General features: G+C 64.6%; 14 protein-coding genes. 7 read left to right on the plus strand and 7 right to left on the minus strand.

Annotated features, from left to right (window positions below):
• Positions 1 to 69: 69 nt before the first annotated feature.
• Positions 70 to 681 carry a TetR family transcriptional regulator gene (locus F3H41_RS13825; RefSeq protein ID WP_149739278.1) on the minus strand — a complete coding sequence of 204 codons (612 nt, stop codon included), beginning with the start codon at positions 679 to 681 and terminating at the stop codon, positions 70 to 72.
• 235 nt (positions 682 to 916) lie between these two features.
• Between F3H41_RS13825 and F3H41_RS21300 the strand changes: the two genes are divergently transcribed.
• The 6 genes from F3H41_RS21300 (at position 917) to F3H41_RS13855 (ending at position 8,819) form a co-directional block, all read left to right on the plus strand.
• Complete coding sequence (locus F3H41_RS21300; RefSeq protein ID WP_280177048.1) at positions 917 to 1,480, plus strand: response regulator; 564 nt, start codon at positions 917 to 919, stop codon at positions 1,478 to 1,480.
• 251 nt (positions 1,481 to 1,731) lie between these two features.
• The gene (iolC, locus tag F3H41_RS13835) at positions 1,732 to 3,651 is read left to right on the plus strand and encodes a 5-dehydro-2-deoxygluconokinase (protein ID WP_149739280.1); all 1,920 of its coding nucleotides are present in this window, start codon (positions 1,732 to 1,734) and stop codon (positions 3,649 to 3,651) included.
• A 30-nt stretch (positions 3,652 to 3,681) separates the two neighbouring features.
• Complete coding sequence (gene iolD, locus F3H41_RS13840) at positions 3,682 to 5,511, plus strand: 3D-(3,5/4)-trihydroxycyclohexane-1,2-dione acylhydrolase (decyclizing) (protein WP_149739281.1); 1,830 nt, start codon at positions 3,682 to 3,684, stop codon at positions 5,509 to 5,511.
• Positions 5,508 to 6,410, plus strand: a complete 903-nt coding sequence (gene iolE / locus F3H41_RS13845; protein WP_149739282.1) for a myo-inosose-2 dehydratase — start codon at positions 5,508 to 5,510, stop codon at positions 6,408 to 6,410. The genes iolD and iolE overlap by 4 nt, the downstream gene beginning before the upstream one ends.
• 412 nt (positions 6,411 to 6,822) lie before the next feature.
• The gene (gene iolB / locus F3H41_RS13850) at positions 6,823 to 7,632 is read left to right on the plus strand and encodes a 5-deoxy-glucuronate isomerase (protein WP_149739283.1); all 810 of its coding nucleotides are present in this window, start codon (positions 6,823 to 6,825) and stop codon (positions 7,630 to 7,632) included.
• 71 nt (positions 7,633 to 7,703) lie between these two features.
• Complete coding sequence (locus tag F3H41_RS13855) at positions 7,704 to 8,819, plus strand: Gfo/Idh/MocA family oxidoreductase (RefSeq protein WP_149739284.1); 1,116 nt, start codon at positions 7,704 to 7,706, stop codon at positions 8,817 to 8,819.
• Between the two features lie 15 nt (positions 8,820 to 8,834).
• Here the strand turns inward: F3H41_RS13855 and F3H41_RS13860 are convergent, their stop codons facing one another.
• The gene (locus tag F3H41_RS13860) at positions 8,835 to 9,503 is read right to left on the minus strand and encodes a sulfite oxidase-like oxidoreductase (protein ID WP_149739285.1); all 669 of its coding nucleotides are present in this window, start codon (positions 9,501 to 9,503) and stop codon (positions 8,835 to 8,837) included.
• Between the two features lie 184 nt (positions 9,504 to 9,687).
• Here F3H41_RS13860 and F3H41_RS21305 point away from each other — a divergent pair, with 184 nt between their 5' ends.
• Complete coding sequence (locus F3H41_RS21305) at positions 9,688 to 9,864, plus strand: hypothetical protein (protein WP_188129468.1); 177 nt, start codon at positions 9,688 to 9,690, stop codon at positions 9,862 to 9,864.
• Between the two features lie 61 nt (positions 9,865 to 9,925).
• Here F3H41_RS21305 and F3H41_RS13865 read toward each other — a convergent pair whose 3' ends face one another.
• The 5 genes from F3H41_RS13865 to F3H41_RS13885 all read right to left on the minus strand — a co-directional run bounded on the left by F3H41_RS13865 (position 9,926) and on the right by F3H41_RS13885 (position 14,358).
• Entirely contained in the window at positions 9,926 to 11,095 is a 1,170-nt protein-coding gene (locus F3H41_RS13865) for a M20 aminoacylase family protein (protein ID WP_149739286.1), read from the minus strand.
• A gap of 1 nt (position 11,096) precedes the next feature.
• Positions 11,097 to 11,894: an ABC transporter permease subunit gene (locus tag F3H41_RS13870; RefSeq protein WP_149739420.1), complete on the minus strand. Its 798-nt coding sequence runs from the start codon at positions 11,892 to 11,894 to the stop codon at positions 11,097 to 11,099.
• A gap of 83 nt (positions 11,895 to 11,977) precedes the next feature.
• Positions 11,978 to 12,709 carry an ABC transporter permease subunit gene (locus F3H41_RS13875; RefSeq protein WP_149739287.1) on the minus strand — a complete coding sequence of 244 codons (732 nt, stop codon included), beginning with the start codon at positions 12,707 to 12,709 and terminating at the stop codon, positions 11,978 to 11,980.
• 59 nt (positions 12,710 to 12,768) lie between these two features.
• Positions 12,769 to 13,548 carry a transporter substrate-binding domain-containing protein gene (locus tag F3H41_RS13880; RefSeq protein WP_149739288.1) on the minus strand — a complete coding sequence of 260 codons (780 nt, stop codon included), beginning with the start codon at positions 13,546 to 13,548 and terminating at the stop codon, positions 12,769 to 12,771.
• Positions 13,549 to 13,584: 36 nt separating this feature from the next.
• On the minus strand, positions 13,585 to 14,358 hold the full coding sequence (locus tag F3H41_RS13885) for an ATP-binding cassette domain-containing protein (RefSeq protein ID WP_149739289.1): 774 nt from the start codon (positions 14,356 to 14,358) through the stop codon (positions 13,585 to 13,587).
• Positions 14,359 to 14,509 lie beyond the last annotated feature (151 nt).

The following is a 14,509-nucleotide window of genomic DNA, read 5'->3' on the forward strand; positions in this document are numbered from 1 at the left end:
GGCTTGTCCTGATTGCGTGTGGCCGGGGTTCAATCGGCCATGACATAAACGTGGCGGGGCTTCTGCCGGTCAGGCCTTCAGCGCCCTGATGGCAAATTCGATCAGTTCATCGACGGTGGCCCGGTTGGTCTTGGCCAGACACTGGGCCACCACCTGGGGGTGGCAAAGGGTGACGATGGATGCGCTGAAACAGCGGGCGGCGGCATCGGCATCCTGCTCGGCAAATTCGCCGGCTGCGATTCCGTCCCGGATGATCCCGGCCAGCACCTCGTTGACCCGGTCGAAATGGGCGTCGATCACGCTCCAGTCCCGCTCCATGGCGATGACCACCATTTCATGGACCTTCTGCTCGTCCAGCATGGTTTCGACCGTCATATTGTATTGGTTCAGCACATAGGCGCGCAGGCGATCGGAGGCGGTGGCATCGAGGCTGGCCGCGTTGCACACGAGGTCGTAATGGGCGGCCAGCATGCGGCTCGCCAAGGCCTGATGGATTTCGACCTTCGAGCCGAAAAAGCGGTAGATATTGGCGCTGGACATGCCGAGGTCGCGGGCGATGTCGGCAACCGTCGTCTTCGTGTAGCCGTAATGCCGAAACAGTCGCTCAGCGGCATCCAGAATGCGTGTGACATTTTCCTGATGTCGCGAGGTCTCCTGATGGGCTTCGGCGAGTGCGTTCATGACGGTTAAGGACTTTCGAATGACGTGTGACGAATTTTGAATTTCATCACACATTATTCGAAATTCCGGCAGAGTCAATCTTCGATCACGTATGTGTGTCCGGATGTCGGTTCGAAAGGCCCTGAAGCGCACGCTCGCCGCCTTGCAGCGCAGGCGGACTGACCTAGTCTTTCGAGCAAATGAACGGAAAAGACCGTCACGCTCCACATGTCCGGCTCGCAGTTTCGTGTCTGGAATGGAACAAAGGGGAGAGACGGACGTTCTAGCCGGGATTTGGGAGCGCCGAGAGGGGCTCTGCCCGGTCGCTGAAGTACGGTGCGCCTGCGCCGCGGTTGAAAGTAAAAGCATGCGAGACAGTGACATGGCCTGCAAGATTCTCATTGTGGAGGATGAGTTCATCGTTGCGACAGAAATCGAATATCTGGTCGCGGAAAGCGGAAACGAACCCGTGGGAATCGCAGCCGACATGCCGGCGGCACGCCGGCTTGCGGACAAGGCAGACGTGGCTTTCGTCGATCTCAACCTTCGCGACGGTCCGACGGGCCACGAGATCGGCCGTATGCTGGCCCAGGAGCACAATGTCACGGTGATCTACATCACCGCCAATCCTTCCCAACTCGGGCGCGGCGTGCCCGGCACGCTCGGCGTCATCCCCAAGCCGGTAACGGAGCATGAGATGACGGAGGCGATCAATTTCGCGATCGCCGTGCGGACCGTGATGGATTCACCGATCCGCGTTCCAGCGCCCTCGCGGCTGCGACTGTTTTCGTTCAACGATGGCGAGGGTGCTGTCGCCTGACAGCCGGCGTGGAGCGGATGGATGGTGTGATCTGACCGGCGGTTCCCCGCCGGTTTTTTGTTGTGTCGACCTTCCCGCCGGCATTCGGCAAAATTTGGAATAAATAGTCTAAAAATTCCATAAATGCATTTTCGTTCCATTGCGGACGTGCGGAGAAGCTGCTACCTCATTCTGGCGATCACTGAGGCTTCCACGGAAGCTTGGGCACAACGGCCGGAACGGCCCCGATCGCCATCAGGGGAGGCAGACCATTGAAATCGCTCGACCTCATCACGATCGGACGATCCTCCGTCGATCTCTACGGCGCACAGGTCGGTGGCCGGCTCGAGGACATGGCCTCCTTCAACAAATACATTGGCGGTTCGCCGACCAATATCGCGGCCGGCACGGCGCGGCTGGGGTTGAAGTCGGCGCTGATCACCCGCGTCGGCAACGAGCATATGGGCCGCTTCATCCGCGAGCAGTTGGTGCGCGAAGGCGTCGATGTGCGCGGCGTCGTTACCGATCCCGAACGGCTAACGGCGCTGGTTTTGCTCGGCATTCGCGACCAGCACCAGTTTCCGTTGATCTTCTACCGCGAGAACTGCGCGGACATGGCGTTGTGCGAAGACGATATCGATCCCGCCTTCATTGCCGAGGCGCGCGCCGTCTGCGTAACCGGCACGCATCTGTCGCATCCGCGAACGGAAGCGGCCGTTCTGAAGGCCTTGCGTCTCGCGCGCGAGAGCGGCTCAAAGACCGCGCTCGACATTGACTATCGCCCCAATCTCTGGGGCTTGGCCGGCCACGGCGATGGCGAGAGCCGCTTTATCGAATCCGCCGCCGTCACCGCCAAGCTGCAATCGACGCTGACGCTCTTCGATCTCATCGTCGGAACGGAAGAGGAATTCCATATTGCAGGCGGTTCGACCGATACGATCACGGCGCTGAAGGCGGTGCGGGCTGTCAGCGGCGCCACGCTGGTGTGCAAGCGCGGGCCGATGGGCGCCGTCGTCTTCGAGGGTGCCGTTCCCGAAAGCCTTGATGAGGGCCAGACGGGGCAGGGTTTCCCGATCGAAGTCTTCAATGTGCTCGGCGCCGGTGACGGCTTCATGTCGGGCCTGCTGAAGGGCTGGCTGACGGGCGAGGACTGGCCGACGAACCTCAAATTCGCCAATGCCTGCGGCGCCTTCGCCGTCTCCCGCCACGGCTGCACGCCGGCCTATCCGAGCTGGGAGGAGCTGCAATATTTCTTCCGCACCGGCATTCGCAACAAGGCGCTGCGCAAGGATGCGGATCTGGAACAGGTGCACTGGGCGACAAACCGCAAGGTGCAGTGGCCTCAGATGCGCGTCTTCGCCTTCGACCACCGCATGCAGCTCGAAGAGATGGCCGACAAGGCCGGCGTGTCCCACGAGCGGATCGGCGCCTTCAAGGAACTCTGCCTCAAGGCCGCGACGACGGTGGCCGGCGGCCGGCAGGGCTATGGCATTCTCTGCGACGGGCGTCTTGGGCGCGACGCGCTCTATCAGGCGGCCGGCAGCGGGCTCTGGATCGGTCGCCCGGTGGAATGGCCCGGTTCGCGTCCCCTGACGCTGGAGCCGGAGATCGGCACGGATTTCGGAGGCCTCAACGAATGGCCGCTCGAGCATGTGGTGAAGGTGCTGTGCTTCTATCATCCTGATGATACGGCCGAAATGAAGGCCGAGCAGGAGGCGACGGTGACGCGCCTTTTTGCCGCCTGCCGCCGCAACCGGCTGGAAATGCTGCTGGAGGTCATCCCTTCCAAGGTCGGGCCGGTCGGTGACGACACGGTGGCCGCGATCATCGAGCGCTTCTACGAAATCGGCGTCTATCCCGACTGGTGGAAGCTGGAGCCGATGACCTCGCATGCCGCCTGGGAAAAGGCCTGTTCGGCGATTTCGCGCCACGATCCCTATACGCGCGGCATCGTGGTGCTGGGTCTCGATGCGCCGGCCGAGCAGCTGGAGGAAAGCTTTGCCATTGCCGCGGGCTTCGATCTGGTGAAAGGCTTTGCCGTGGGCCGGACGATCTTCGGTGATGCGGCCCGCGCCTGGCTGGCCGGCACGATGACGGACGAGGACGCGGTCGCGCAGATGGCCGAGCGCTATCAGGCGCTGGTGGCCGTGTGGGACAGAGCGCGCGCCGGCGCGAAAGTCGCTGCCGAATAGGCTGCGGAAAAGAAAGATCGGGAGGCAGCAGTGAAGACCGTGAGATTGACCGCCGCGCAGGCGATGTTCCGTTACCTCGCCAGCCAGAGGAATGCCGATGGCGAGCCCTTCATCGCTGGTGTCTGGGCCATCTTCGGCCATGGCAATGTCGCCGGCATCGGCGAGGCGCTGCATGGCATCCGCGACACGCTGCCGACCTATCGCGGCCATAACGAGCAGTCGATGGCCCATGCGGCGATTGCCTATTCCAAGCAGCTCGGTCGGCGGCGCGCCATGGCGGTGACCTCCTCCATCGGCCCCGGCGCGACCAACATGGTGACGGCGGCGGCGCTTGCCCATGTCAACCGTATCCCCGTGCTCTTCATCCCCGGCGACGTCTTTGCCAACCGCGCGCCGGACCCCGTGCTGCAGCAGGTGGAGGATTTCCAGGACGGCACCGTGACGGCGAACGATTGCTTCCGCCCCGTCAGCCGCTACTTCGACCGGATTGTCAGGCCCGAGCAGCTCCTGACCGCGCTGCCGCGGGCGCTGCGGGTGATGACCGATCCCGCCGAATGCGGCCCGGTGACGCTCGCCTTCTGCCAGGATGTGCAGGCCGAGGCCTATGATTATCCCGAAAGTTTCTTTGCGCCGAAGGTCTGGGCGCAGCGTCGTCCGCGCCCGGATGCCGACGAGCTTGCGGCGGCCATCGCGGCGCTGAAGGCGGCGAAGAAGCCGGTGATCGTCGCCGGTGGCGGCGTGCATTATTCGGGCGCGACGGAAACGCTGAAGGCCTTCGTCGAGAAGCACGGCATTCCCGTCGTCGAGACGCAGGCCGGCAAGTCGGCCCTGCCGTGGGACCACGCGCAGAACCTCGGGCCCGTGGGCGTGACGGGCGCGGCGAGCGCCAATGCGGTCTGTGCGGACGCCGATCTCGTCTTCGGTGTCGGCACGCGCTTCCAGGATTTCACCACAGGCTCCTGGGCGCTGTTCCGCAATACGGATCGCACGCTTCTGTCGCTGAACGTACAGCCCTATGACGGCTTCAAGCACAATGCGCTGCCGCTCGTTTCCGACGCGCGGATCGGGCTCGAAGAGCTGTCCGCAGCGCTCGGCGACCATTGCTTTGAATTGCCCGACGAGAGCCTGAAGCGCGGCTGGTTCGCCGATGCGGACGCCGTGACCGATGCGCCGGAGGCCGGCAATGCGCTGCCGACCGACATGCAGGTGATCGGCGCGGTACAGCGGCAGGCAAGCGACAACACCGTCGTCATGTGCGCGGCCGGCACCATGCCGGGCGAGTTGCACAAGTTGTGGAAGGCTGGCCGGCCCATGTCTTATCACATGGAATACGGCTATTCCTGCATGGGCTACGAGATTGCCGGCGGCCTTGGCATCAAGATGGCAGAGCCGGATCGCGATGTCATCGTGATGATTGGTGACGGCTCCTATATGATGATGAATTCGGAGCTGGCGACCGCCGTCACCATGGGCGTCAAGATCACGGTCGTCCTGACCGACAACCGCGGCTATGGCTGTATCAACCGGCTGCAGATGGCGACCGGCGGGGCGGAGTTCAACAATCTCCTCGACCACGCCCATCATGTGAACCCGTCGGCCATCGACTTTACCGCCCATGCGGCGGCGATGGGCGCGGAGGCCCGCAAGGTCAGCTCGATCGCCGAGCTGGAGGCGGCGCTGGCGGCCACGCGCGGCGGTGAACGCCCCGTGGTCATCGTCATCGATACCGATCCCTATCCGTCCACCGCGGCCGGCGGCCACTGGTGGGATGTCGCGGTGCCGGAAGTGTCCGTGCGGCCGCAGGTCAACGAAGCGCGCGCCCATTACGAGGCCGCCGTCAAAGCGAGAGACGAAGCATGATCCTCTACGGCACCAATCCGATTGCCTGGTCCAACGATGACGACCAGACGCTGGGCGCGCATATCAGCCTCGACCAGTGCCTGGACGAGACCGCCAAGATCGGTTTCGACGGCATCGAGAAGGGCCACAAGTTTCCGCAGGACCCTGATGGACTCAAGGCCGTGCTGGAGCCGCGGGGCCTGCGCTACGTTTCCGGCTGGCATTCGCTGAACCTTCTGACGAACTCCATCGAGGACGAGAAGAAGGCCATGCAGCCGGCACTCGATCTGCTCAAAGCCATGGGCTCGAAGGTCATCATCGTCTGCGAGACCTCGAACGCCATTCACGGCAATGACGATGTGGCACTTTCGCGCCGTCCGGTTCTGCCGGAAGCCGACTGGGCTACCTTCGGCGCCGGCGTCGAGGCGCTGGCGGCCTTTGCGGCCGAGCAGGGCGTCGCGCTCGTCTACCATCATCACATGGGCACAATCGTCGAGAGCGAAGACGAGATCGACCGCCTGATGGCGAACACCGGCCCGGCCGCCAAGCTCCTGCTCGACACCGGCCATTGCTGGTTCGGTGGCGGCAATCCCGAGCGTGTCGCACGCAAGCACATGGGCCGCGTCGGCCATATCCACGCCAAGAACGTGCGTGGCGCGATTGCCGAGCAGGTGCGCAGCGAAGGGCTTTCCTTCCTCGAGGGCGTGCGTCGCGGCGTCTTCACGGTTCCCGGCGACAGCGAGGGCGCGGTGGATTTCGAGCCGGTGCTGAAGGTCGCGGCCGAGCACGGCTATTCGGGCTGGGTGGTCATCGAGGCCGAGCAGGACCCCTCGGTGCGCAATCCGTTCGAGTACCAGAGCCTGGGGCTGACGTCGCTGAAGGCCTTTGCGAAGTCGGCGGGGCTCGATACGGGGGCGTGAGCCTTTCAACCGTCATCCTCGGGCTCGACCCGAGGATCCATGCTGCAAGCGCTGAGCTTGCAGGTGGATGGTCGGGTCAAGCCCGGCCATGACGGAGGGAGGGTACGTCCGCAAGGCCAAGTCTTTGGTCTGAAAAGTCCTCCCGGCCGCGCAGACGCGCGGCTGCTGGATCCCGGCTCGGGGGCCGGGATGACGCTGGTGGGGGAGTGGCGCATAACCAGGCGCCGTCATCCTCGGGCTCGACCCGAGGATTCATGCCGCAGACGCCGAGCTTGCCGATGGATGGTCGGGCAAGCCAGACCATGACGGAGAACGGGACGCTGTTGCGGTCGGGACCGCGCACGTTGCTTTACTGAAGTTCCACCGGCAACGGCCCAGCCGTCACCCGGAGATGCCTTTCAAGGAGACACCCATGGCCGATCTCTTGCGCAAACCTAAGGGCACCACCGGTAAGGTGCATTCGCTGACCCCGGCCGATGCCGGCTGGGGCTATGTCGGTTTCGGACTTTACCGTCTCAGGGCCGGCGAGCGTGCGGCGGAGGTCACCGGCGAGACGGAGGTCATCCTTGTGCTCGTTGAAGGTAAGGCAGAGTTTACGGCTGGCGGCAAGGATTTCGGCGAGCGGGGCGAGCGGATGAACGTGTTCGAGCGTATTCCGCCGCATTGCATCTACGTGCCGGCCGGCGCCGATTGGTCGGCGGTTGCGACCACCGACTGCACGCTCGCGGTCTGCACCGCGCCGGGCAAGCCGGGCCGCGAGGCGGCGGTGATCGGGCCGGAAGGCATCACGCTTGCCACACGCGGCAAGGATGCCAACACGCGCTACATCCACGCCATCGCAATGGAAGAGCGCGATGTGGCCGACAGCCTGCTCGTGACGGAGGTCTTCACGCCCACGGGAAACTGGTCGTCCTACCCGCCGCACCGGCATGACGAGGACAATTTCCCCGAGATGACCTATCTCGAGGAGACCTACTACCACCGACTGAACCCCGCGCAGGGCTTCGGCTTCCAGCGCGTCTTTACCGAGGACGGGTCGCTGGACGAGACGATGGCGGTTGCCGACCACGATCTGGTGCTGGTGCCGAAGGGGCATCACCCATGCGGCGTGCCGCATGGCTACGAAATGTATTACCTGAACGTGATGGCCGGGCCGCTGCGCAAATGGCGCTTCCAGAACCATCCGGACCATGACTGGATCTACAGGCGCGATAATCCGTAAGTCATTTCGAACCTTTTCTGCCGGGCGGGGAGGCCCGGTGGAAACGGACCATGATCGGGGAGGAGGAACCCATGAAACCGCTTGGCGTCGGGCTGATCGGCACCGGCTACATGGGCAAGTGCCATGCGCTTGCCTGGAATGCTGTTGCTTCTGTCTTCGGAGAGGTGGCGCGTCCGCGTCTCATGCATCTGGCCGAGCGCGACGCGGCGCTTGCGGCGGAACGGGCGCGGGCCTTCGGCTTTGCGAAGTCGACGGGTGACTGGCGGGCGGTGATCGCCGATCCCGAGGTCGATGTCGTCTCCGTCACCACGCCGAATGCCTTCCATGCGGAAATGGCCATTGCGGCCCTTGAAGCGGGCAAGCATGTCTGGTGCGAAAAGCCGATGGCGCCGAAGCTTGCGGACGCCGAGCGCATGCTGGCGGCCGCGCGCGCCAGCGGGCGCGTCGCCATCATCGGCTACAACTACATCCAGAACCCCGTCATCCGCCATATGGGCCGGCTGATCCGCGAGGGGGCGATCGGCGCCGTCACGCAGGCCCGCGTCGAGATGGACGAGGACTTCATGGCGGACCCGGCGGATCTCTTCTCGCTGAAGAGCGAGGCATCCTCGGGCTATGGCGCGCTTGACGATTTTGCCGTGCATCCGCTGTCGCTGCTCAAGGTTCTGGTCGGCGATGTCGAGGCAGTGATTGCCGACATGGGCAAGCCCTATGCTGACCGGCCGACGGCGGATGGCGGCCGGCGCACTGTCGAAAACCACGACATGGCGAGCATCCTGATGCGCCTTGCGGGCGGCGTGCCCGGTGTGATGGTGGTGAACCGCGCCGCCTTCGGCCGGAAGGGCCGCATCGCCGTGCAGATCTATGGCTCGGCGGGTGCGATCCTCTACGATCAGGAGCGCATGAACGAGTTCCAGCTGTACCAGCACGCCGGACGCGCGGAGGAACGGGGTTTCCGCACCGTGCTGACGGCGCCGCATCATGCGCCCTACGACCGGTTCGTTCCGGCGCCCGGCCATGGCCTCGGCTTCAACGAGTTGAAGATAATCGAATGCCGGGAGCTGCATGCCGCTATCGCCGGCCAGCCCTTCACCGCGCTGACCTTCGAGCAGGGTATCCGCATCGAGCGGACCGTGCATGCGATGGCTGAGAGCCATGCCGAACGGCGGTGGGTGGACGTCGCCTGATCTCCCGCCTTCGGCTCAGTCGTCCGAGTAACGCTCCTCGCGCCACGGATCGCCGCGCATGTGGTAGCCGTTGCGCTCCCAGTAGCCGGCCTTGTCGGCGGGGATGAACTGGATTTCGCGCAGCCATTTGGCGCTCTTCCAGAGATAGAGATGCGGCACGATGAGGCGCATGGGGCCGCCATGTTCCGTGCTGATCGGTTCGCCCTCCCAATGGGTGGCGAGGATGGCGTCGTCGGCGGCGAAATCGGCGAGCGGCAGATTGGTCGTATAACCGTCGAAGCTCGTCAGCAGCACGTGGGTGGCGTTCTCGGTCGGCATGGCGAGGTCGAGCAGGTCATGCGTTGACACGCCCTGCCAGCGATTGTCGTAGCGCGACCACGTCGTCACGCAATGCATGTCTGAGACGAAGGTCGATGTCGGCAGGGCGTTGAACTGATCCCAGTTCAGCGACAGGCGGTTTTCCACGGCGCCGGTGACGTCGAGCCGCCAGGCGGAAAGCGGAATCTGCGGCTGGACGCCGAGATCGAGCACCGGCCAGTTCTTGACGAGATGCTGGCCGGGCGGCAGGCGCTCGGTCTCCGGGCGGCTGATGCGGCCCGTGAGGAACTTGCCGTCGCGCGCCCAGGCCCGCTTGGTGCGGGTCAGTTTGCTGTCTTCGGGCGTCGTGGCGTCGTCTTCGCTCATGCGCATGTCTCCATGGCTCTGGTTCTTAGCGGACCCTGTCCTGAAATATAGGCCATCGCGCCAAAGCCGAAAGCCCTTTCGTGTGGCCTGTTCCGCAGGGGACAGCGCGAGGGCGGAGCATGTGCGATTGTCGGGTCACTGGATGAGACGGGCTCATCCGAAACCGACACAAAGGACCCCAGCCATGCGCAAGATCGTTCTCTCCACCGTCATCGCCGCCTTCGCCGCCCTCTCCTTCGCCGCCCCCTCCCAGGCCGGCTACTACAGCTACGACTACCAGCCGGTCTGCCACATCAAGAAGATCAAGACCTGGGACCACTACGGCAACCTCGTCATCAAGAAGATCAAGGTCTGCAAGTAACGCTGATCGATCAAGGCGCGAAACGGCGCGGCGGGGTTTCCCGGCCGCGCCTTTCGCCGTTTCAGGCCTTGCGGGCGAGGAAGGTTTCGGCAAGCTCCGTCCAGAAGGCGGCGCCGATCGGCAGAAGGTCGTCGTTGAAATCATAGGCGGGGTGGTGCAGCGGCTTTTCCTCGCCCGTCACGCGGCTGCCGAGGAAGAAGTAACTGCCAGGCACTGCGCGCAGCATATAGGCGAAATCCTCACTGCCCATGTAGGGGCGGGCGAGGTCGACGACGTTTTCCGCCCCTGCAAAGCGCGCCGCCACGCCGCGCAGGAAGTCCGTCTCGGCGGTGTGGTTGATCGTGGCGTCGTAGCTGCGCTCGTAATCGACGGTGGCGCGCATGCCGAAACTCTCTGCCTGCGCCTCGGCGATCAGGCGGATGCGGCGTTCGAGTTCGTCGCGGACCTTGGGGTTGAAGGAGCGGATGCCGACGACGATCTCAACCCTTTCCGGGATGATGTTGCTGGCCGAGCCGCCGTGGAAGGAGCCGACGGTGATGACGGTCGGATCCTGCGGATCGATGTTGCGCGAGACGATCGTCTGAAGGGCCATGACGATGGAGGCGCCGCAGACGATGGGGTCGGCTGTCTCCTGCGGCTCGGCGCCGTGGCCGCCGCGGCCGTGCACGGTGATGCGGGCCTCGTCGACGGCGGCCATGATCGGCCCGTCGCGCAGCGCGAATTGCCCGAAGGGCAGGCCGGGCTCGTTGTGGAGCGCAAAGACGGCGTCGCAGGGAAATCTGGTGAACAGGCCTTCCTCGACCATGATCTTCGCGCCGCCGACATTCTCCTCCGCCGGCTGGAAGATCAGATGCACGGTGCCCTCGAAATTGCGTCGCTCGGCGATCATCCGGGCCGCACCGAGCAGCATGGCGGTGTGCCCATCATGGCCGCAGGCATGCATCTTGCCGGGGATGGTGCTGGCATAGTCGCGGCCCGTCTCCTCGTGAATCGGCAGGGCGTCCATGTCGGCGCGGATGCCGATCGAGCGACCGGCCCCGTTGGTGAGGGTGGCGACGAGGCCGGTGCGGGCAAGGCCGCGCGTGACGGTGTAGCCGAGCGCCTCCAGCTGGGCAGCGACGACGGCGGAGGTCCGCTCTTCCTCAAGGCCGAGTTCGGGATGGGCGTGCAGATCGCGGCGCATGGCGATCATCTCCGGCACGGCATTGGTCAGTTCGGGCAGGCGGGTCATGTCAGACACCCCGTGTCGGTATCCGGTTCTCGAGCGCCCGGAAGGCGACGACGAGAATGCCGGTGAGGCAGCAATAAATGGCGGCGAGCAGCAGGAGCGGCTCGTAGGTGAGGAAGGTCTCCTGCCGCACGCGCGAGATGACGGCGTAGACGTCGATGACGGTGATGGTGGCAACCAGCGGCGTCGACTTCAGTTGCAGCACCGTCTCGCCGGCCAGCGTCGGCAGGGCGCGGTGGACAGCCCGCGGCAACCAGATGCGGCGAAAGAGCGTGAAACGGCCCATGCCATAGGCGCGGCCCGCCTCCAACTCGCCGGCCGGGATGCCGGCAAAGGCGCCGCGCATGACCTCGCCCTCATAGGCGGCGAAGGAGATGGTCAGGGCCGCGAGCCCGTAGGGCCAGGACTGGCGGAGATAGGGCCACAGGAAGGATGAGCGGATCTCCGGATACTGCGCGAAGATCGAGCCGAGGCCGTAATAGAGCAGCCAGAGCTGCAGCAGCAGCGGCGTGCCGCGGATCAGCGTGCAGAAGGCCTGCGCTGCCCGCTTCAATGGCCAGGGGCCTGTAACCTGCACGAGCCCCAGCGGCACCGCAAGCAGGAAGCCGAGGCCGGCGGAGGCAAAGAGCATGATCAGCGTCACGACAATGCCGGAGCCGATGCGCGGCAGGTAGCCGGGCAGCCAGTCCCAGCGCATCAGAAGCGCCATGGCGAGGATGGCGCCGGCAAAGATCAGCATCAGCACGATGCGGTGCGGCACCAGCAGCGCCTTTAGTGCACTGCTTTCAGGAGCGGCGGGCATGATGGCGGCCACATGGTCGCGGGCATCGGGAGCGCCGGGCTCCGGCGGCATGTCCGCCTTGGGGGATGGGGCGTTGGAACTGCTCATGCCACCTCCGGGAAACCGCGCCGGGCGCGCCGCTCGATGAGGGCGATGAGGCCGTTCGAGACCAAAGTCAGCAACAGGTAGAGCACGCCGGCGGCAACGAAGAACAGCATGTAGTGCTTCGTGGTGCCGGCCGCCTGCCGCGTGACCAGCGTCAGCTCGCTGAAGCCGACGACGGCCAGAAGCGCGGTGTCCTTGGTGGCGATCAGCCAGAGATTGGCCAAGCCGGGAATGGCGTAGGGCAGCATGGCCGGCAGAGTGATGCGCCGCAGCATCTGCACCGGCGCCATGCCATAGGCGCGGGCCGCCTCCATCTGTCCCGAGGGTACGGCCTTGATCGCGCCGCGCAGCACCTCGGTCGAATAGGCACCCTGCACGACGCCGATGACGAAGATGCCGGCGGCAAGGCCGCTGATGTCGATGGGCGGGTAGCCGGCAAGGGCGAGCACCTGGTTCACGCCGTCCGTGCCCGCGTAGTAAAGGAGCAGGATCAGCACCAGTTCCGGAACGGCGCGCACGAGGGTGGTGTAAATCTCCAGCAGGTCGCGCGTGATCGGCCCGCCATAGAGCTTGCCGAAGGCACCGCCGACGCCCAGCAGGAGGCCGAGCGAATAGCCGCCGATGGCGATCTGGATGGAATTGACGAAGCCGGCCAGCAGCACACCGCCCCAGCCCGGGGCGGAAAAGGCAAGCAGGCTCCAGTCAATCAGGCTTGAGGCATCGGCGGCCATGCGCATCTATCCTTTCACGAAAAGGAAGGCGGCGGGGTCACCCCCGCCGCATCGAGCCGTCATTCGCCGTAGATGTTGAAGTCGAAGTACTTCTTGGAGAAGGCGTCATAGGTGCCATTGGCGCGGATCGCCTTGATGGCGGCGTTGATCTTTTCCTTCAGCGCCGTGTCTTCCTTGCGCAGGCCGACGCCAACGCCGGCACCGAGGATGACGGGATCATCGGCGACATTGCCCTTCATCTCGCAGCAGGCCTTGCCCTGCTCGCTGTCCAGGAAGGCTTCGAGCGTGATGGAATCGGCCTGGACGGCATCGAGGCGGCCGGCGGCGAGATCCTGGTTGGCCTCGTCCTGTGTCTGATATTCCTTGATTTCGGCGGCCGTGGAGAAGTGCTTCTTGGCGTAGTCGGCATGGATCGTCGATGCCTGGACGCCGAGGATCTTGCCGGCAAGGCCTTCGGGCGTGGCTTCGAAGGGGACGCCCTTGGCGCCGATCACGGCGGTCGGGGTGTTGTAGTACTTGTCGGAGAAGTCGATGGTCTTCTTGCGCTCGTCGGTGATCGACATGGAGCCGATGATCATGTCGATCTTCTTGCTCGTCAATGCCGGAATGATGCCGTCCCAGGCGACGGGGGTGATCACGCAGTCGAGCTTGGCTTCGGCGCAGATCGCCTTCTGGAAATCCACTTCCCAGCCCACCCAGTTGCCGTTGGCATCCGGCGAGGTGAAGGGCGGGTAGGGCTCGGCGGCAAAGCCGACCTTGACCTGTTCGGCCTTGGCACCGGCAGTGCTGGCAAGGGCGGCGAGGAGCGCCAGTGCGCAGATCGAAAGAGCTTTCTTCATGATGCTTTCCTTTCTCGGGAGGTCGGTGGCGTAACGTCAGTGAATGGAGCGGATGAAGCGCTTGAGGCGCTCGGATTGCGGATTGTCGAAGATGGCGTCCGGCGGCCCCTGTTCCTCGATCTTGCCGTCGGCGAGAAAGACGATGTGGTTGGCGACGTTGCGGGCAAACTTCATTTCGTGGGTGACGAGCAGCATGGTGCGCTTTTCGCGGGCGAGGTCGCCGATCACCGAGAGCACTTCGCCGACGAGTTCCGGGTCGAGCGCCGAGGTCGGTTCGTCGAAGAGCATGACATGCGGCTGGATGGCGAGCGCCCTGGCGATGGCCGCGCGCTGCTGCTGGCCGCCGGAGAGGAAGGCGGGGTAGGCATCGTGTCGCGCCTCCAGCCCGACGCGGGCGAGGAGCGCTTCCGCGGTGGCGATCGCCTCGGCGCGGGGAATGCCGAGCACATGGATCGGCACCTCGATGATGTTCTGCAGGATCGTCATGTGCTGCCAGAGATTGAAGCTCTGGAAGACCATGCCGAGGCGCGAGCGGATGCGCTGGATCTGCTTGCGATCGGCGGGCATCTGGCCGCCGCGCCCGTCCGGCTTCATGCGGATCGTTTCGCCGCGGATGGCGACAGAGCCGGCGCTCGGCAGTTCCAGCATGTTGATGCAGCGCAGGAAGGTGGATTTGCCTGAGCCGGACCCGCCGATGATGGCGATGACGTCGCCTTCGCGGGCGGTGAGCGAAACGCCCTTCAAGACCTCCAGCGGGCCAAAGCGCTTGTGGAGATCGGATACGGATATGGCCTCGGCGGCTAATGTCACAGACGGACCTCCAGCGCCGGGCCGCGCGGTTGCGCGACAGCTTTCATGCGAGACTGTTCCCCTTTTCCCGTGCGGCGGTTTTTGCTCGTCACGTCGTCTTGCGGATTGCATCGTTGCACTTGCGAGGTAATTATTCAAGTGTACAATAAGC

It is taken from the genome of Rhizobium sp. RU20A, from assembly GCF_900155885.1.
In the GTDB taxonomy this organism is placed as follows: Bacteria; Pseudomonadota; Alphaproteobacteria; order Rhizobiales; family Rhizobiaceae; genus RU20A.